Below are 19,919 nucleotides of genomic sequence, written 5' to 3'. Positions count from 1 at the left end.
CAATGCTTTGGATTGTAGTTACTTCTCCCGTTTTTTTATCAGATGAAGCCACGTTTCTTCATCGTCTGTTGGCCAACGGCGTTGACATAATACATCTGCGTAAACCCGGAGCATCGGCTGCTGACTGTGCGCGCCTGCTTGAAGAGCTGTCGGCAGAAGACCGCTCGCATATTGTAGTTCACGACTTTTTTGAACTGGCGGAGCCTTATGGTTTGCGCGGAATACACCTTAACGCGCGCCGAAACATTGTGCCCGAAGGTTACAGCGGTCATGTCAGCCGTTCGTGTCATTCTCTTGAAGAGGTAAAACAGCACAAAGATAACTGCAATTATGTATTTCTCAGCCCGATATTCGACAGCGTGTCAAAGCAGGGATATGCCTCTGCCTTCACTGATGCAACGCTCCGTCAGGCGTCAGAACAGGGCATTCTGGACAATAAGGTTGTGGCTCTTGGCGGTGTTACGCCGGATAAGATACACTATCTGAAGTCTCTAAATTTCGGCGGCGCGGCAATGCTGGGCTGTATCAACAGTATGGCCGGACTGAGCGAAGCGCAACTTTGCGCACGTTTACACAGCATAAGAGAATGTTTTAGACAGCATTGATGTTGTTTTGCCGATAAAAGCCATGGCTACAGGCTGTTGCGTGTAGTTATGGCTTTTGTTTTTTTGTCGTTTCTTTGCTGTTGGCAAAAGTTTTTTGCGTCATTTTCTTTGTTGTATATATAGCCGTTTTCTTTAGCTTGTCTGCATCTTTTCGTACGCTAATCACAGATTTAGGTTTAAACCAAGCCGTTTTATCAGAAAAAATCCTATGACTTACGACCTGAAAAGCGGCCACTTTTGCATCAAAAGTGATAGAGTTATGACCCGTAACTCAGCCACTAATAGTTTGAAAGTAAACAACTGTCATTTACTTAACAAACCATGTAAATTGTGTTGGATAAATGTTTAATCGAAAGTGTTTCTATGGTAAAAACTTTCGATTTTTGAGCGTCTTTTCGCTTTGAGTAAAAATATAGTCATAAAAATTCTGCGGAAAGACATATTCCGAAGATTATTTGCTGTGCTGTTGTCCGTCCTGTTATATTAACCGTAACTTAACCTTGATTTTATTTCATTTTAATAAAAATCTCTTACGTGTACATTAAAATATGGGCTTTTTAGGTGTATTATTTTCGTAATTATTTTGCTGCAAACTCGTAGTTATGCTGTAAGAAAGATGAAACACCATACAGATAATTTTGCATACGAAAATTTAATTATGTTTCATTAAAACAAAATTATTTATGAAAATTTCTAACACAATCAAGTCTGGCGTAGTTGTGGCATTCCTTTCAGCCGGTATGCTGTCAGCATCAGCACAGGAAATCAGTTTGAATCAGGACAACTACACCGTTCCGTCATGGACACGTCTGACACGCCTCATGGCAGAAATGCAGTCGGCAAGTCAGCCTTACAGCATCAACATGACACTTAACGGAGATCCTACTACGCGTATGGCTTTTGCCTGGTTTACCAACAGTTCTGTGAAGACTGGCAAGGTGCAGATTGTCTTGAAGGCAGACGCAAGTGTAGAAGATTTCAGCAAGCCCGACATCACAATAGATGCTGTTTCTGCTGATGTAAAAGACCTTAACTACGTGACGAGCAAAAACGGAGTGGAAGGCATTGAGGCCAACACAAAGCGCTCATACACAAGCCATAAGGCTCTGGCAAAAGACCTGAAACCGGGCACAACCTATTCGTTCCGTGTTGGTAACGAGGAGGGTTGGAGCGAGATTGGCCACTTTACCACAGCCGCCGAGTCATACGACAAGAAAGAAGGATTCTCGTTCATCTATATAACAGACACCCAGGCACAGAATGACGGCATGTTTGATGTTTCTCAGAAAACAGCCCATGCAGCACAGAAGATGGTGCCCGATGCCAAGTTTGTGCTGGTGAACGGCGACTTGGTTGAAACTTCAGGAGCCAACAACTCTGAATGGGAATATGAGCAGTGGTTCAGCACAATGCAGGATATTTGGATGAACTATCCGTTGGTTGTTGCGCAGGGTAACCACGATACAAGTTCAAACAGCAACTTTGCATGGCACTTTAACACAGACAACACGTTCAACACAACTTCGGCCGTGCCTACTACAATGGAAGGAACAGTTTATTCGTTTGTTCAGGGCGACGCCTTGTTCATGGTGATAAACTACGAGGACTACAAGAAAGAAGGCTACTTTGACGCCCTTGCCGACTGGATGAGAAAGCAGGTTGAGGAGCATAAAGACGTTAAATGGCGCATTGCCACATTCCATAAGAACATGTTTACAGGCAGCCAGTCGCACCAGAGCGACAGCGACGGACGTCTTGTACGTGAAAACATGCTCCCCGTGTTCAACGAGCTTCATATAGACGTTGCCTTGCAGGGCCACGACCATATCTACGAAGTTATCGGTCCGGTTAACAACCTGACAAAGACTCTTGTAGACGGTGCCGTAGAAGAGGTTGAGACCGTTGTTCCCGGCGGAGTGCGTGAGAATATGACAGGAAAGCAGGGCGGTGTGTTCAACGTAAACGAAGGCACTCTGTACTTCCTGAACAATTCTGCCGGCAAGAAGAAGTATGAGCCGCGCGACGAACAGGCTATGATTGACGCATATTCGGCTCATGGAGTTGACAATTACTGGGGACTCTTCTCTGGAAAATTCGGTCAGACAGGCGAACCTACATTTAGCGACGTTACAGTAACGGCCGACACGATATTTGTAAGCACATACACCGTTAACGACGCAGGCAGCGCAACACTGTTTGATTCGTTCAAGATTATCAAGGAAGAAGGCAGCTCTACGGGCGTTTCTAAGGCAGAGACATCTCCCGTAAGGATTTATAACGACTCTGACAACAAGCAGATTGTTATTAAAGGTGTTGAGCCTGAGAGCGTTGAGGTATATTCTTCTAACGGTGCATTGGCAGGACGCTATACAGGAACAACAATTGCCACTAATGCAATGGGCAGCGGCCTGTATATTGTTAAGGCCATAAAAGGCAACAAAAGCTACTACGGAAAGGTGATAGTTGAATAAGTTACCGTCATGTGTTATACATAATAGTCTTTCTGAACGTCTGCCGTAATTCATCGGCAGACGTTCAGTTGTTTTATATAGTTTTTAACCGTATTTGTTAAAAAAATAAATATAAGCTTGCCCGTGCAACGTTTGTTATGGTTTATCCGTCTTAAAAGTGAAAAAATCAAAAGCATTGCAGCCTTAAAAAGTCAGAAATGCTGTTTGAGGTTAAAGATTTTCAGTAAAAAAAGCATAACATATGACAAAGATACGTGTTGATATAAAGCGGATGATGCTGCTTCCGGCAACGTTGATGACATTGACGGCAGCAGGACAGAACGTCAGCGGACAGGTGGTGGATGCGCATGGTAATGGCATACCATATATAAATGTGGTGGCCTTGTCGCTGCCTGATTCGGCTTATGTTACGGGCGTTATGACCGACAGCATTGGTCGTTTCGGTTTCGATGTTCCGCCAGAAGGACGCCTGTTGCGCGTTTCGGGCGTGGGATATAAGACCGTTTATGCCGACAGGACAGGCAATGAGGGCCGCATCTGTCTGCAAGAAGACACGCAGATGCTTGGCGAGGTGGTTGTCAGGAGCCGCATGCCGAAGACGAGGCTGAAGGGCGATGCCATGGTGACAAACGTGGTGGGGACGGTGCTGGAGACGGCAGGAAGTATGGAAGATCTGCTCGACCGCATACCAAATGTGTCGGCAAACAGCGAGAAAATAGAGGTTTTTGGGCGCGGAGAGCCCGAAATTTATATAAACGGGCGCAAGATGCTCGACAAAGTGGAGCTTGAACGCCTTAGTTCGGACAATATAAAGTCGGTTGAGGTTGTAACAAATCCCGGTGCAAGATATGGCGCAAGTGTCAAGTCGGTTATACGCATAACCACCAAAAAGGCTGTTGGCGAGGGCTTTGGCTTTGACAACAGACTGTCGGGTGAGCTTAAAGAGCGAGGCTATGTCTCGGGGCAGGAGCACATAAACATGAACTGGCGCAGCGGAGGCCTCGACATAGGCGGAACGTTCAATATATCAAGGGAAAACAGATTAGACCCTAAGCGGATAGACCAGATAACGTATATAGATAAGACATTGATGCAGCCTAATGAAATAGATCAAGTATATAAAAATACAGATTTTTATGGGCGTTTGGCATTGAATTATTCGTTTGATAACAAGAATTCCCTTGGATTTAGTTTTATGTCTTATCGCGAGCCTTGGTATAAGGCTTGTGGATATATGAATTCAGAAGTTATAAAAGATAATATTCTTTTAGAAAAACTTAAAAGTTATTATAATGCTGATATTCAGGCAACTGTTTTACAAGGAAATGTTTATTATGTTGGTAAAATATGGAACTTTGACATAGAGTTTAATACAGATTGGTATTGGAACAAGTCTGTAAAAAATATGTCAACGAAGGAAACTTATCAAGAAACAGGGCTCGAACCTGTAACTCAGCAGGTCAGCACTCTATCAGATGATCTTAACAATCTTGTGGCGTCAAAGCTGGTGCTGACGTCTCCGCTGTTTGGCGGCACCTTGTCTTTTGGCGGAGAGTATTCTTATTCGGTGCGCAAGACTCTTTATGGTGTGCTTCCGGCAGATGTCCTCGAAGACGACAAGAGCCGTATAGAAGAGGGTATGGCTTCGGCCTTTGTTGAATATGTCCGCCATTTTGGGCCTTTTAGCATGCAGGCCGGAGTGAGGTATGAGAATGTAGATTTCGACTATTATGACGACGGAGTGTATGTGGGCGAACAGAGTCGTGTGTTTAACAATGTCTTTCCTTCGTTGTCGCTTTCGGGCATGTTAGGCGATTTTGGCGTTCAGTTGGGCTATGCGTCAGACATATCCCGGCCGTCTTATAACCAGCTTCGCAGCAACATAACCTACGATAATCGCTACACTTATGAGGGCGGTAATCCGTTTTTGCTGCCGTCAAGGTCAAACAACGTCAACTTGGCGCTTACATATAAGTGGATAATGTTGAATGCAGGATGGTCGCATGTAATTGATCCGATAATACAGCACAGCGAACCCTACGGAGACGACCCGTCGGTGGTGCTTTTCAGGCAGGTAAACGGTGAGTCGTACGACAAGATGTACGCCTCGCTTAATATAAGTCCGACTTTTGGAGTGTGGCATCCGTCGCTTATGCTCGGCGTGCAGAAGCAGTGGTTCGCCATGCAGGTTCACGGGCATAATCCGCTCGACAATCCCGTTGGAACATTCCGTTTTGACAACACATTAGACACTAAAATATGCCGTATTTCGCTAAATATGCGCTATACGACACGTGGAGGCGACGAGAATGTGTACATGAGGAAGCCGTCTTTCAGGGCAGATATGTCTTTATATAAGGCATTTATGCAAGACCGGCTTACGGTGCAGCTGCAAGTAAAGGACTTATTCAAGACCTCACGCCAGCGCTTGACCATGTTTTATGGCTCCATGCGCGAGACGCTTTGGGGCGCTCCGGCTCAGCGCAGAGTTAGCCTTACGGTGCGCTATAAGTTTAATGTTGACAAGAGCAAATATAAGGGCACGGGAGCAGGACAGAGCCAGAAAAGCCGTATGTAGACGGCAAGTGTGTTGACTTTACGGCATGCTGCGTATGAAGATTATGATGTTTTTATTGCCTGAAGGCATTAATCGGCATCAGTTTTTATACGTGGCATGCCGTTTTTTTGTATATTTGCATAAATCTTAGTATAAGATAATCTGCATTTCGGTATAAAACCGGGACTAATTTTAGGCTTACTGCTTGGATTTATATTATAACCTTGAATTTGATAACAAAACGAAAAACATGGAAATAAGAAGTAAACTGGGCAACGAAAATATCATGCAGCTGCGAAAAATGGCATTTTTTTGCTCGAGAAAGGAGCCGTCTGGACTTCAGCCTGCAGTGGACAGATGGATTGCAACCCTGCAACCGGATAAGGTTTGCGTAATGTGCGGCGACCAGTCGCCAATGGAAAAACATGTGTTTTCATCATTGCTTGAAAGAAAAATTCCGGCAATATTGGTGCTGGCAGAAGCCATGCATGAGCAATGGAGCGAGCCTGTGAGCGCGGCTTTGGGCAGTGGCCGGCTACTAATAATAACCCATTGCGGACCAGAGGTGCATACGGTATGCGCCCGCTCGGCATTCGACCGCAACGCACAGATGATGGCTCTTGCTGACGAAATTATAGTCGGATATTGCTCAAAAGGCGGCAATCTGGAGCGCGGTTTGGCCGGATACAGCAATGTGAGATACCTTGTAGGCAATCAAGCCAATAGGGCAAAAACTAAGGAACCGTTACCGCAACAGGGTGGACGTTCGTATGCCGGACGCCGTTTTCCCGATGATTCTCAGCGCGAAAAAAGCAGTTTGCAGGGCGGACGTTCGTATAACGGACGTAGTTTTTCTGCAAATCAGAATGCTTCCAATGGATTCAGTCAAGGTGGCAGGGCAGTGGCAGGACAGGCTGATAATGGCGTAGGACAGTGGAGCCGCAGGCTTGATTTTGGATATAGCACGATATATTTTGATTTTAACGAGGCCGGAAAGGATGTTTATATCAAACTTACTCAAAGTACAAAATCGGCAGACGGAAAGTATGAGCGCAACAAAATATTCATGGACCGCAGCGAATTCAGGGCGTTTTATGATACAATAGGCTATGTAACAAGGGCTGTGGAGCGTGATGAAAAATTAGACAAAAACATCGTGGTAAGGTCGGCAAGCGGCGACATAAGTCTGAATATGGTCATGTCAGAAGGCATGAAAATGTGTATGATGACTCAGGAAAAAGAGCTGCTGACAATGGGACACAGGCGTCAGACGATAGGATTTTGCGTCACGGAGTTGTCGGCTTTTTTTGACGTAGTGATTGATGCAGCCCGTCATTGGCGCATAATAAGCTGATAAAGAGGCAAAAAAATGCCTGATGTAGGCGATAGCCGGGTGTTGGTAATACTCGTCAGAATTTTCCAAGGTTCAGGCATGTAGCATCCAAAAAGTTTGTAAACATGAGCGTTTATGGCGATACATCCGCGATATACAGCCTGATTTGGGTTTAATTAAATAAATTTATTTTGTTCAGCCCGCCGTTTGCATTATATTTGCATAAGGGAAAATATACTAAAAATGAAATTATAATGGCGCTTTTGTGACTATATGTCAGACATCTTGTCTTGTATATTAGACTCGAATGGCGCTTTAAACGTAAAAAACAGAAATTTATGGCAGCAGGAAAATGGATAGGCGGCATATTGGGCTTTATGTCCGGCGGTGCGCTCGGAGCTTTGGCCGGAGTGGCACTGGGAGCCTTGTTTGATTATGGAATTAATGCGGTAAACAAAGACGGAGAGCCCAAAAACGGATACGGAAGTACTTCTTCTGGCCGTCAAGGCTTCGGCAGCGCGACGCGCGAACAGCAATATTATGAGGGGCAGCGCAACAGTTTTTTGTTCTCTCTGCTTGTTCTGGCGTCGTATATTATTAAGGCAGACGGCAAGGTGATGCACAGCGAGATGGAGTTTGTGCGGAAGTTCTTGCGTGCAAACTTCGGTGAAGTAGCCGTGGAGCAGGGCAACAGCATACTTCTGCGCCTATTTGACGAGCAGAAGAGACTGAATGCCACAAATCCTTATGCTTTCAGGGATGTTATACGTCAGAGCTGCGAGCAGATAGCTATGAATCTCGACTATGGTCAGCGTCTGCAGCTGCTAAACTTCCTCGTAATGATAGCAAGGTCAGACGGTTCTATGCCAAATGAGGAAATTTCTGCCTTGAGAGAGTGCGTTCGCTATATGCGCATGGATATGGAAGATCTTGACTCGATGTTGAATCTGCAAAAAGACACACTGGAAGATGCTTATGCTGTGTTGGGCGTATCGCCTGATGCGACAGACGATGAAGTGCGCAAGGCATATCGTAACCTTGCCTTGAAGCATCACCCCGACCGTGTGGCTGCGCTTGGCGAGGATATCAGGCGTGCGGCTGAGAAGAAATTCCAGGAAATCAATGAGGCTAAAGAAAAGATATTTAAGGCAAGGGGTATGTAGAAGTTTTGGCCCGTTAAATATTCTCATGCTTACACAGAACGGCTAATCTGCCAACTTTTATTTGTGCAGTTTAGATATATAATAAAGAGCGGACAAATACCATTAAAAAATGAATCAGGTGTTTGTCCGCTCTCTTTTTATGATTAAAAATCAGACTTTTTGGGGGTAATGTTTTATTCTTTATAAATCTTTGCCCAAAAAACTAATGCAGTTTGGCGTTAAAGTTCGCTGAAATCAGGTATTTCTTTCAGAAAACAATAGCTGTTATTTGCGTAGTCCATTCGGCAGCAATAGTGTTGCAGGCCGTTGCTTACTACGAGATAATCCACTTTCAGCAGCATGTTATAAACCGAAATCTGGTTGAACACCTTCTGTGTGATGGCTATTGTTGGAGCTTTATACTCCATAATCATGCGCGGACGCGCCTGTGAGTCGTATAGAACGCTGTCGCAGCGCAGTTTTTTCTGACCGCATGTCAGTTCTGTCTCGTTGGCAATGAGTGATGCCGGATAACCTTTGTGCTCTGTCAGGAAATGAACAAAATGCTGGCGCACCCATTCTTCCGGTGTAAGACTTACAAACTTGCGTCTCAGCGTGTCAAGAATCAGAGTCTTGCCGTTCTGCTGTTTTATTTTTATTTCGTATTGAGGTAGGTTTAATCGATACATTTTATTAAATTTGCATTCTGAATGGCTTTAAGTTGCCATGTATTAGGGCGTATGAGTTTATAGCCTCAGACAGATAGTTTATGTCTTCAGGCCGCTGACTCTGTAATTTTTGCAAAGTTAGCCATTATTATTTTAAACGGTGAACGTCAGCGTCCTTTTTTGGTAGCAATGTCTTTCAGATAAAGCATAAAGATATGGCAGAGAAAAAGATCGTTACTTTTGAGAGCATAATGCGCGACTTGCGTGCAGGTAATTATGCGCCCGTATATATTCTTATGGGCGAGGAGTCTTATTATATTGATAAGATAACGGATTTTATCTCGACGAATGCTCTTACTCCTGAAGAACGCGACTTCAACCAGTCTGTTGTCTTTGGCTCTGACGTTTCTTCAAGTCAGATTGTTGACATGGCAAGACGTTTTCCGATGATGGCCGAGCGGCAGGTTGTGATAGTGAAAGAGGCTCAGAACATAAAAAACTGGGAACAACTGGAAAAGTATGTTGAAAAACCTGTGAAATCAACAGTTTTGGTTTTGTGTCATAAAAACGGCAGTATTGACGGCCGAAAGAAAATATTGGCCAAGGCTGCAGCTACGGGTGTGGTGTTTGAGAGCAAGAAGAAGCGTGATTATGAATTGCCGGCTTTCATAGAGAGTTATCTTAAAAATTATGGACGCGCTGCAATAGACCATAAATCATCCCAGATGATAGCCGACCATATCGGGGCAGATCTTAGCAGGTTGACGAGTGAACTGGACAAGCTGATTCTTTCTTTGCCAGAGAATGACCGGCGTGTTACTCCTGAGGTTGTAGAGGAGAGGATAGGAGTGAGCAAGGATTTTAATGCTTACGAATTACGCAGCGCGATAGTTAACCGTGATGTGTTGAAGGCGACACGGATTTTGTATTATTTTAATGACAACCCGAAGACCGGAAATGCATACATGCTTATACCGATGTTGTTCTCTTATTTTCAAAATTTACTTATAGCATTTTATGCTCCTCAACCTAAAACTGACGAGAGTGTTGCACGCTGGTTGGACCTCAGGGCAGGGTGGGCTGCAAAGGACTACATCACGGGTATGAGAAATTATACTGGTGTGAAAGTGATGCAGATAATTTCTAAAATTAGAGAGACAGATGCCAAAAGTAAGGGTTTAGACAACCCAAATACCCCTGTCGGGGAGCTGTTAAGAGAGCTAATTTTCTTCATTTTACACTAAAAATAGCCCCATTTTGGGGCTATTTTTTTCTCTTTCGCATTTTTTTCTGAACAAAAAAAATAGGGTTAAAGTCGTAAAAATCAGAGCCTTTTATGATTTTTGACGCTCTCAGAATCGTGTATTTTTGAGCTTTCTTTACCTCGTTTCGAAATACTTAATTTTTCTGTTTTTCGACCGAAAAACAGGTGTTAAAATTTAGTGTTTGCATTTATTATGATTTACAATACCAAAATTTAGCTATCTGAATGTTTATATTTGTTTATATAAAACGCAAATGTAAAGCGTGAATTTATATTTAAATACAAATATATTGACAGTTGAATTTATGTTTTAATATTTAAATCTTTAAATTTGCAAATTACGAGTTATATTTATGCATTTTCGGATTTATTGTTTAAATGCCTGATTTTCAGCCTAAATACGATATTTTATGAAGTAAATTTATGCAATTTTACTTATTTTCGACTTAAAATACTGCATAAAGCCAGATTTACGCTTTTTATCAGCGCAAATAACGCTCGCCTAATGAATTAGTTAGCAAAATCCTTTAAATAAAGGCTTATCGGGCGTTTTAATAGTCTAAATTTACATTTGTATTTTTAAATACCAAATTACAAGATTTAGATATTTACATTTACAAATATAAATATATAAATTTAATATTTAAATTTTAAAATTATATTTAGGTTTGTTGTGTATGTCAAAAAAATGATTTACCTTTGTAAAGTCTAAGAAAAATAGCAAAAAACAACATCAAGGTAAGAAAATGGAAGAAATGAAAGACCGAATCAGGCAGATAATGGAGTCTCAACATATGAGTCAACAGACCTTCGCTAACTTCATCGGAATGTCTGCTGCATCATTAAGCAGCATTTTTAACAACCGTACAAAACCGACGCTCAACACCGTTGAAGCGATTAAGAGCAAAATGCCTCGCCTGAGTACCGACTGGCTCATGTTCGGAAGAGGCTCGATGTTTATCGACGACACTCCGACTACCGACCCATCTCCTGCTGAGGATACAGATATGGGCAGTGAGCATGTTACTGACTTTGGAGGCGGCGTGCCGGATCTTTTCGGAGGCAACCAGACCGGAGCATCTGTTCAACAGTCTGTGCACAGACATGTTGAGAGCGTTATTCGGCCTGAAGTGAAATATGTTGAGCGTCCGCAAAGACAGATTACAGAGATAAGGGTTTATTTTGACGACCTTACCTATGAGACTTTCGTCCCAAAGAAATAGAATTGCCGTGTAAAAACCGATAATATGTTGATTTAGCTTTGCTGGTATGCCCTTTTTTGTAGGCTTATGGCATGTACATACGTTTTTTGAGGCATTTATTGGCTCTGTCATGTGTCTGTCTTTCATTGTTGAGCGTTTTTCTTGACGTTAAATAGCCTTTTATGGCATCATATATGCCGTTTAACATATATTTAACAGCCTGTGACTTTCGTTTTTTTGGAAAGCGCAGGCTTATTTTGTACCTTTGTATTCTGTAAGTAAGGCGATAAAGTCTTTCTTGCGCCTGGTTTAATAAGATAAATTCGTTTCTTATGAAAAAATATGTTTCAGACCTCAAGGTCGTTTCTGTAGAACATATAAACGACAAATATGTTCTGATAAAGCTTACTCAGGACGAACGACTTCCGGAAATGCTCCCGGGACAGTTTGTTGAGATAAGAGTAGACGGATCGCCTTCTACATTCCTTAGGCGTCCCATTTCAATTAATTTCGTTGATTATGACACAAATCAGCTGTGGCTTCTCGTTGCTGCTATAGGCGACGGAACACGCCGTATGGCTCAATTAAAGGCCGGAGACGTGCTTAACTGCATGTTCCCTTTGGGTAACTGCTTTACAATGCCTGAAGGCGCCTCAGAGAAGATTTTGCTTGTTGGAGGCGGCGTAGGTGTGGCTCCGCTGCTGTATTTCGGCAAGAAACTCTGCGATGCCGGTATACCCCCTGTATTTCTTCTCGGGGCACGTTCCGGAAAAGATTTGCTTCTGCTGGATGAGTTTAAAAAGTACGGGCGCGTATGCGTAACGACAGAAGACGGCTCAATGGGCGAGAAAGGCTTTGTTACAAACCATTCTGTGCTCAATGAGGTGGCTTTCGGCCGTATAGCCACTTGCGGTCCGAAGCCAATGATGGCTGCCGTGGCAAGATATGCCAAGGCAAAAGGTATAGAATGTGAGGTGTCTTTGGAAAATAAGATGGCCTGCGGACTGGGAGCATGTCTCTGCTGCGTTGAAAAGACCACAGAAGGCAACGTGTGTGTATGTAAGGAAGGACCGGTTGTAAACATAAAGAAATTGTTATGGCAGATTTAAGCGTAAATATCAACAAATTGCAGTTGAAGAACCCTGTAATGACGGCTTCGGGAACATTTGGCTATGGCCCCGAATTTGCTGATTTCATACCGTTGGAAGGTCTTGGCGGTATTATTGTGAAAGGAACCACTCTAAAACCGCGTGAGGGCAACGATTATCCCCGTATGGTAGAGACGGCTTCGGGTATGCTCAACTGCGTGGGACTGCAGAACAAGGGCGTAGACTATTTCTGTGAGCATATATATCCTGAGATAAAGGACATTGATACAAATATGATTGTAAACGTCAGCGGCTCGTCTCCTGAAGATTATGCTGAATGTGCCGCCCGTATCAACGAGCTGGACAACATTCCGGCCATAGAACTTAATATTTCATGTCCAAACGTAAGGCAGGGAGGCATGGCCTTCGGCGTTACGTGTGCCGGTGCGGCAAGCGTAGTAAAGGCTGTGCGTGCCAGATACGACAAGACCATGATAGTAAAGCTCTCTCCCAATGTTACCGACATAGCCGAGATAGCGCGTGCCGTTGAGGCTGAGGGCGCCGACAGCGTATCGCTTATCAACACTCTTATGGGCATGGCTATTGATATAGAGAAGCGCAAGCCTTTGCTTAGCATCAATACGGGCGGACTTAGCGGTCCTGCCGTGAAGCCTGTTGCCCTGCGTATGGTATGGCAGGTGGCTAAGGCTGTGAATATCCCTGTTGTCGGTCTTGGAGGTATCTGTAATGCCCATGATGCCATCGAATTCCTTATGGCCGGTGCTACGGCAATAGAGATTGGTACAGCTAACTTTATCGATCCTCAGGTTACGATAAAAGTGCGCGACGGAATCAATGAATGGCTTGACAGCCACGGCTGCAAGTCGGTTAAGGAGATTATCGGTACGTTGGAAGACTGCTGATATTTCTGCTTTTTACGAGATTTTTATAAAAAAAAGTTTTCTGAATAAACTCGTCACTCGTCACAATGATATGTAAAGTGCTGTAATTTAATCACTTATGATGTGACGACTTTGAAGGCAGACTCATCACAGCATAGGCTTTATGCTAGGCGTGATGAGTCTGTTTTTCAACTCATCACATTCAATGTCGTTGAAAATCAGCAAGTTATGTCTGCTTGTGATGAGTGATGAGTTTATTCAGAAACCTTTTTCTTTATATTCTTTGATTTAATCCTGATTTCGGTTTACCTGAGGCTGCGTTATTCCTGTTTCAGGTTGACAAAGCTTAATCCGGATGTCTTTGCATATTGACGAGTTTGCAGAAGCATACCTTTCACGTTGCGTTTTGCCGTCTTTTAGAGCCCGAAAGGTGGTCTTTTATGTGTCAATTTGCCTACTTTTATGGTGTTTTGCCTAATAATTGGGGCTAATATAGCTCCATTCCGCCTTTTCAACAGAGTCTTTAGTGATAAATTTAGGCCGTTTAACTCCAACCGGGCATTATTATTTTGTTGGATAGCTGCTTAATATCCGTCGCCTTGCCGTTTGCTTTTTGGGCAGATGTAACGAACTATGTCAAGAAAAACGGGCGAAAAGGCGTCTATAGAAAATAAAAGGGGGGCTGAAAGCAGGAATACGCCAAATAGATAAAACAATATGCGGTCTTATGGCCGATTGTAGCATTATCTTGCTCAAAATGCTTGTTGACGGTTAATATTGCAGAATATTGTCATTTTTATCTGTTTCCCTGCTTAGATTTGTCGTAAAGCTTATTTCTGTAAAAATTAAAATGCTCCGAATAAAGGCTATCCCATATTCGGAGCATTATTTTGTAGCAAAACGCTATTGTCATCAGGCTTTCCTGCCTGTAAAGGGGCAGGGCATTGCCCGTTTTTGTCTCTGTTATGCCGTGTAGCGTTATGATTTGTCAGATACTGTTGAGCTTACTGTCTTACGCTTTCAACCTTATATCCGGCTTTCTTCAACAGTTCCAGCACGCCTTTTTCTCCCGTCAGATGTCCGGCTCCTACGGCAAAGAATGTAGCTCTCTTCTTCATTATCTCCGGCATCTTCTTTATCCAGTCGGCGTTGCGGTTATATATCAGCGCGTCCTTTTCCTGTGGAGTGTAGTCGCAGCTGTTGTTCAGTTTTTCTTCCATAGCGTCGTTTATGGCCTTCAGGTCTTGTGTAAAGAAGGCTTTGGTGATGTTTTCTGTTATCATCTCATACATATCCTTATTGTCCGCAAGGCATAGCAGCAGTTCTTTCTGGCGCTCTTCCGTCTGTCCCTTGTACAACAGTTCCATTTGGAAGTCTATTGTCTCGAGCGCGCCAACAGGCTTACCCTGTTCCTTGGCCTTATTCTGAAAATACTCGTCGAAAGTCTGGTTCGGGTTAAATTTCGGGTTCTTTTTAAGATACATCAGTACGGTCAACTGTGTTGTAAGGGCCTGTGGCGACATTTTCCCGAACTGTTGTGCCACTATCGGGTTGGTCATGTCTATGCCTATAATGTCCTTTATCATGGCGTTGATACGTGCCATTTCCTCAGCCGTGAACATCTTGTCTATCGTCTGTCCGTCAGGGAGCATCATGGCGCTCTGTAATTTTGCCATGTTTTCAGGAGCAGTCATTTCCGACATTATTATTTCTCCGTAAACCTGTTCGGATGCGTCTAGGGCATTTTTCAGTCCAGGTATGCTGTCAGCAAAAGATGCCGGTGCAAGATGGTATGTGCCTATTATGTACGACGGTTTGCTCAGTCCGTTGCCGGATATCTTCCATAAAAGTTGCGCCTGAATGCCTATTAACGCAACAAACAGCAAAAATGCAGAAAATAAAATTCTTTTCATAGATAGATTTATTTAGGGATTACACATTTGTCATGACACTAAAAAATTATTCCGTACAAAGATAGCCAATTGTCATGCAAAAACGAAATGATAAGAAAGTTTTTTGTGTCCTGCCTTTTTATTTTTATCTAAAGTGCTTGTTTTTAGCATGTTACGGTGCAGCAAAAAAAAGAGAGCGGCCAATTGACCGCTCTCAACCAACACAAAAACTAAACTAGACTTAATTAGACGAAATCAAGATTTTCACAAACCCTGAATTGTCGATGCAAATATACGATATATTTTTTATACAACCAAATAATTATGCGCCTTTTTACACTTTTCTGCAAAATTTTAAAGTTTTATTGTTTTTGATAACAAATATTGGTCAAGTATTGTCATGGCAGCCATGGCTTCTACTATGGGTACGGCGCGTGGCAGCACACATGGGTCATGTCGCCCTTTGGCTTTAAGGTTCACTTCTTCGCCGTCCTTATTTACGGTCGTCTGGTCTTTCAGCAGTGTTGCTATGGGCTTGAACGCTATTCTGAAGTAGATGTCCTCGCCGTTGCTTATGCCTCCCTGTATGCCTCCGCTGTTGTTCGTTCTTGTGGCTATGCGCCCGTTGTCATTGAAGAAGAGGTCGTTCACTTCGCTTCCGCGTCTGGCGCTCATGCCAAATCCAGCTCCAAACTCAATGCCTTTCACGGCGTTTATGCCCAGCATGGCGCTTCCGAGGGCTGCATGCAGCTTGTCAAACTCGGGCTCTCCGAGTCCTGCCGGGCAGCCTTTTATCACGCACGTAATTGTTCCGCCTATGGTGTCGCCCTCAGCCTTAACCTCCGAAATAAGCTTTATCATCTCTTCGGCTTTAGCCTTGTCGGGGCATCTTACAATGTTTTCCTCGGTCGACTCAAGGTCGTATTTCCTGTAGTCGCTGTCGAGAGCGATGGTGCCAACCTGTGATGTGTAGGCATTAACCGATATACCTAAACGCTTTAGAGCCAGCTTGGCCAGCGCTCCGCCTACGCATCTGCTTATGGTTATTCGTGCCGACGAGCGGCCTCCGCCCCTGTGGTCGCGTATGCCATATTTGTAATTATATGTAAAGTCTGCATGCGACGGACGGAAAACGTCCTTCATGTTGTCATAGTCGGACGATCTTTGATTGGAATTTCTCACGATGAATCCGATGGGGCAGCCTGTAGACTTGCCTTCAAACACTCCGCTCAATATTTCAACCTTGTCGGCCTCCTTCCTCGCTGTTGTTATGGCGCTTTGTCCCGGTTTTCTTCTGTCAAGCTCGCCTTGTATGAAATCAAGGTCGATGTCTATTCCTGCCGGATATCCGTCTACAACTCCGCCGACAGCCTCGCCGTGGCTTTCGCCGAAGGTGGTCAGTCTGAACAATTTTCCGAAAGAGTTACTCATGTTTTGCAGAACCGTTTTTACTTTAACATAAAAAATCGGCAAAACGGCTACAGCGCTTGTCGTGTCATAGCCTTTTGCCGTTATTGGTTCAGGTCTGTTGCCGTATTTGCCTATATGCTTTTCAGACCTTTGTCTGTGCTGTGCTTTTCTTTAGTTGCAGCAGCATCCGTTGCCGCCTTCGTGTCCGTGGTGGCATCCTTCGCCGTGCTCATGGTGGCATCCCTCACCATGTCCGTGATGACATCCTTCGCCATCTCCGTGGTGATGTCCGCAGCAACAGTCGCCTCCGTCTTCGCCATGGTGTCCGCAGCAGCATCCTTCGCCGCTCATGCGGTTGATAAGGCCCTGAATTTCTTCGTTAGTAGCCTCTCTAGACTCAACGATATGTCCTTTGAAGTTGAGTGTCTTGCCTGCCAGCGGGTGGTTGAGGTCCACTCTAACCTTGTCTTCGCCTACTGATACAACTTTTGCCAAAAATCTGTTTCCGTCTTCGTTCTGCAGCGGAATAATGGCGTCTTTATATATGTTGTCATGGTCGAAGTGTCCGTTTATGCAGAAGATGTTCTTGTCAAGGTCGAGCACATGCTCTTCCTCATAGTCGCCGTAAGCCTCGTCTTTCGACAGGGTGATGTCAAATTCTTCACCCTTGTTCAGCCCGGCAGTGGCATTCTCGAATGCATCGAGCGTTATGCCGTATCCGCTGATAAACTGGAACGGCTCATTATCGGTAGCCTCTTCAACGAGTTCGTTAGAGTTGTTGTCTACAACATACAGTCTGTAAGCTACTGCTATGTATTTGTTCTTGTTACTTTCCATTTCTTGACTAAAATTTTCTTTTGAGTGCAAAGATAATGCAATTTGTGCTCAGAATAAAATAAATCGTGTTTAAATTTTCTGTTTTTCTGTTTATTCTCATGCCCGTTTCTTGTTCTCGTGCCCTGTCTTTGCCTGTTTCTGGTGTATCTTTTGTTGCCGTTTTGAACGGATGAAGGGGTATTGTCTTACTTTATGTTACAAATATTTTGCAGTTATTTCATATTGTTGTAATATATTGTAAACAGATTGCTAAAAGTATTTTAAATATTTGATTTAGGTCAAAAAAGTAAGCTGTTAACGCAAACAGCATGATATTTTTGTTTCGCTTTGTCGGATTTTGATGTATCTTTGCACCGTCGAAAGACAAAAAGAGATAAATAAATTTAGGATAACGAGCTGAGGCGATTCGTGAGAAAAGAGCCGGGGCTCAAGGTAAAATGAAAATTTAAGGATTATGAAAAGATTGTTTTTAACCGTCGTAGCTGTGCTCAGCATGACTATGACATTTGCAGAAGATGAGAAGTTGAACAACGTTGAGAGCGCAAAAGCTTACAACATGGAAGTTAACTACGGCAAGCTCGCTGACTTCCTCGGTCTTTCTTCAGACCAGCTTGAGGCTGTTCAGGACATTCACACTTCATTCTGCGCAGACATGTTGAATGCTGCCAACGCTAATTCAGATGAGCGTGCATCTATGGTTAACGGTGCAGTAGAGAAAGACCTGAAGTACATGCGTAACGTTCTTACCGGTGATCAGTTCCGCAAGTATCTGATGCTTCTGAACGTAACATTCAACAACCGTGGAATAGAAAGATAATCATTATCGTATATCAGGAAGTCCGCCTGTGCGTAAGCTCAGACGGACTTTTTTTGTTTTGTGTCCTGACTGCCATATTTGTATGTGTCGTTTGGCATTTTGCTGCATCTTGTTATTGTGTCTCATTATCGCGGTATGGTATTCTGAAATGTAATGAAATATTACCGCTGAAACAGAAAACTTTTTTATTTTGACGCTCTCAGAATGGCGTTGCTCTTTATGAAAGTATGTTTTTCCTCTGAAAAATAGCCGGATATCGCAATCTCTGCTAAATGGCATTATATCAGTAGTTTAGGATATTCTATCAGATAAATGTAAGTCGGATGTTGCCCAATATGTGCCCTTTTGTGTTGCAAAAGCATAGGTTTCTGCATGCAAAAAGGCAAGTTTTACCAGCCGAAATCAATGCTTTTTTGATTAAAAACAAGTGCTTTTTAGGTTTTAAGAGTTGCCGTTTGTGAATATAGGTTAATTTATTGCTGCTGTTGATTGCCTCAAATTAACTTATGTTAGCATTATGATTCCTATTTTACAGAAAACTCATGACATGATTTTTGACTTTTTCTTGAAAATATTTTCGTGAGTCTGTTGACTTTGATTTAGGGCAAAACTCAGTCGTTACGGCCACGGCCTAATCATTTTTAGGTATTGTCAGAAACCCTATTTTTAGGTATTGCAGTATATTTTCTTGTACGTTATCTTTGCAGCCGTAAAGACAAATAACTCATAAATGATAAAATTGATATGGAAAAGACATGTATAATTTACGGTTCGTCAACGGGAACCTGTCAGGCCATTGCCGAGAATATAGCCGGCAAGCTGGGTGTGGGAGCAGCCGACGTGCTTGACGTTTCAAGTATAGACGCTTCAACTCCGGATGCTTACACAAATCTGATTTTGGGCACTTCTACATGGGGAGCAGGCGAACTTCAGGACGACTGGTACGACGGACTTGAGGCACTTAAGCAGGCCAACCTTGCCGGAAAGACCATTGCTCTGTTTGGCTGCGGCGACAGCGAGTCGTATGGCGACACGTTCTGTTCGGCTATCGGCGAGATCTACAATGCGCTTAAAGACAGCGGAGCAAAGTTTGTCGGTGCCGTTTCGACAGACGGCTACACCTATGACGATTCAGCTGCGGTGGTAGACGGCTGTTTTGTGGGGCTTGCGCTCGACGATGTCAATGAGCCGGACAAGACAGACTGCCGCATCGACGCATGGCTTGAAAGTATAAAGAACAGTCTTTAGTTAATTTAAAACAACATGAATTATGAGAACGGATGCCATTGTTACAGAGATACTGCCGCCTGACATGAAGGTGCTGATGAACCATATTTACGAGTATAAGAAAGGTGTGCGCCAGATGGTGCTCTTCACTTTCAACAAGCGATATGAGGACTATGCCACGGCGCGTCTTAAGCGGCAGAACATCAGCTATATACTTCAGCCGGTGGGCAACGACCGCATAAACCTGTTTTTCGGCCGCAAGCAGTGTCTCGAGGCTATCCGTCTCATGGTTACACGGCCGCTGAGCCAGCTCACGCCTGAGGAAGACTTCATCCTCGGAGCTATGCTCGGCTATGATATCTGCGCGCAGTGTGAGCGCTATTGTGAGCGCAAATGCCGCAGCTGCATGAAGGCACAATGACGTAAAGTAGATGATAAACTTTTTAGAAATCTTGTTCGCTAAGTAAAATTCATAATGTTTTTGTATACACTGATCGTGGCCGG

16 protein-coding genes are annotated in these 19,919 nt (G+C 43.7%); 12 read left to right on the top strand and 4 right to left on the bottom strand.

The window, feature by feature from the left end; all coding sequences use genetic code 11:
• Positions 1-2 precede the first annotated feature (2 nt).
• The 5 genes from EJL04_RS07100 (at position 3) to EJL04_RS07080 (ending at position 8,129) form a co-directional block, all read left to right on the top strand.
• On the top strand, positions 3-605 hold the full coding sequence (locus EJL04_RS07100; protein WP_125104503.1) for a thiamine phosphate synthase: 603 nt from the start codon (positions 3-5) through the stop codon (positions 603-605).
• A gap of 683 nt (positions 606-1,288) precedes the next feature.
• Complete coding sequence (locus EJL04_RS07095) at positions 1,289-3,076, top strand: fibronectin type III domain-containing protein (protein ID WP_125104502.1); 1,788 nt, start codon at positions 1,289-1,291, stop codon at positions 3,074-3,076.
• Positions 3,077-3,317: 241 nt separating this feature from the next.
• Positions 3,318-5,654, top strand: a complete 2,337-nt coding sequence (locus EJL04_RS07090) for an outer membrane beta-barrel family protein (protein ID WP_125104501.1) — start codon at positions 3,318-3,320, stop codon at positions 5,652-5,654.
• Positions 5,655-5,883: 229 nt separating this feature from the next.
• Positions 5,884-6,987, top strand: a complete 1,104-nt coding sequence (locus EJL04_RS07085; RefSeq protein ID WP_125104500.1) for a DUF3276 family protein — start codon at positions 5,884-5,886, stop codon at positions 6,985-6,987.
• 317 nt (positions 6,988-7,304) lie between these two features.
• Positions 7,305-8,129, top strand: a complete 825-nt coding sequence (locus EJL04_RS07080; protein ID WP_125104499.1) for a DnaJ domain-containing protein — start codon at positions 7,305-7,307, stop codon at positions 8,127-8,129.
• Positions 8,130-8,347: 218 nt separating this feature from the next.
• Here the strand turns inward: EJL04_RS07080 and EJL04_RS07075 are convergent, their stop codons facing one another.
• On the bottom strand, positions 8,348-8,797 hold the full coding sequence (locus tag EJL04_RS07075) for a type I restriction enzyme HsdR N-terminal domain-containing protein (RefSeq protein WP_053397688.1): 450 nt from the start codon (positions 8,795-8,797) through the stop codon (positions 8,348-8,350).
• A gap of 194 nt (positions 8,798-8,991) precedes the next feature.
• Here EJL04_RS07075 and holA point away from each other — a divergent pair, with 194 nt between their 5' ends.
• From holA to EJL04_RS07055, 4 genes are all read left to right on the top strand, one after another.
• Positions 8,992-10,020: a DNA polymerase III subunit delta gene (holA, locus tag EJL04_RS07070; protein WP_021853450.1), complete on the top strand. Its 1,029-nt coding sequence runs from the start codon at positions 8,992-8,994 to the stop codon at positions 10,018-10,020.
• 775 nt (positions 10,021-10,795) lie between these two features.
• Positions 10,796-11,263, top strand: a complete 468-nt coding sequence (locus EJL04_RS07065) for a helix-turn-helix domain-containing protein (protein ID WP_125104498.1) — start codon at positions 10,796-10,798, stop codon at positions 11,261-11,263.
• A 311-nt stretch (positions 11,264-11,574) separates the two neighbouring features.
• The gene (locus tag EJL04_RS07060) at positions 11,575-12,351 is read left to right on the top strand and encodes a dihydroorotate dehydrogenase electron transfer subunit (protein ID WP_125104497.1); all 777 of its coding nucleotides are present in this window, start codon (positions 11,575-11,577) and stop codon (positions 12,349-12,351) included.
• Positions 12,339-13,253 (top strand): dihydroorotate dehydrogenase, encoded by a 915-nt coding sequence (locus EJL04_RS07055; RefSeq protein WP_125104496.1) that lies wholly within the window; start codon positions 12,339-12,341, stop codon positions 13,251-13,253. The genes EJL04_RS07060 and EJL04_RS07055 overlap by 13 nt, the downstream gene beginning before the upstream one ends.
• A 983-nt stretch (positions 13,254-14,236) precedes the next feature.
• Here the strand turns inward: EJL04_RS07055 and EJL04_RS07050 are convergent.
• The 3 genes from EJL04_RS07050 to EJL04_RS07040 all read right to left on the bottom strand — a co-directional run bounded on the left by EJL04_RS07050 (position 14,237) and on the right by EJL04_RS07040 (position 17,371).
• Positions 14,237-15,145: a TraB/GumN family protein gene (locus EJL04_RS07050; RefSeq protein ID WP_125104495.1), complete on the bottom strand. Its 909-nt coding sequence runs from the start codon at positions 15,143-15,145 to the stop codon at positions 14,237-14,239.
• A 333-nt stretch (positions 15,146-15,478) separates the two neighbouring features.
• Positions 15,479-16,555 (bottom strand): chorismate synthase, encoded by a 1,077-nt coding sequence (gene aroC / locus EJL04_RS07045; RefSeq protein WP_125104494.1) that lies wholly within the window; start codon positions 16,553-16,555, stop codon positions 15,479-15,481.
• Between the two features lie 150 nt (positions 16,556-16,705).
• Positions 16,706-17,371 carry an FKBP-type peptidyl-prolyl cis-trans isomerase gene (locus EJL04_RS07040; RefSeq protein ID WP_021853340.1) on the bottom strand — a complete coding sequence of 222 codons (666 nt, stop codon included), beginning with the start codon at positions 17,369-17,371 and terminating at the stop codon, positions 16,706-16,708.
• Between the two features lie 454 nt (positions 17,372-17,825).
• Between EJL04_RS07040 and EJL04_RS07035 the strand changes: the two genes are divergently transcribed.
• From EJL04_RS07035 to EJL04_RS07025, 3 genes are all read left to right on the top strand, one after another.
• Positions 17,826-18,188 carry a hypothetical protein gene (locus EJL04_RS07035; protein WP_021853339.1) on the top strand — a complete coding sequence of 121 codons (363 nt, stop codon included), beginning with the start codon at positions 17,826-17,828 and terminating at the stop codon, positions 18,186-18,188.
• Positions 18,189-18,932: 744 nt separating this feature from the next.
• On the top strand, positions 18,933-19,436 hold the full coding sequence (fldA, locus tag EJL04_RS07030; protein ID WP_125104493.1) for a flavodoxin FldA: 504 nt from the start codon (positions 18,933-18,935) through the stop codon (positions 19,434-19,436).
• A 22-nt stretch (positions 19,437-19,458) separates the two neighbouring features.
• Positions 19,459-19,836: a DUF2023 family protein gene (locus tag EJL04_RS07025; protein ID WP_053397693.1), complete on the top strand. Its 378-nt coding sequence runs from the start codon at positions 19,459-19,461 to the stop codon at positions 19,834-19,836.
• The last annotated feature ends 83 nt before the right edge of the window (positions 19,837-19,919 follow it).

The organism is Prevotella marseillensis, from assembly GCF_900625065.1.
Taxonomy (GTDB): Bacteria; Bacteroidota; Bacteroidia; order Bacteroidales; family Bacteroidaceae; genus Prevotella; species Prevotella rara.
The sequence above is the reverse complement of the archived record's forward strand: the minus strand, read 5'-3'. Positions and strand labels throughout refer to the sequence as shown.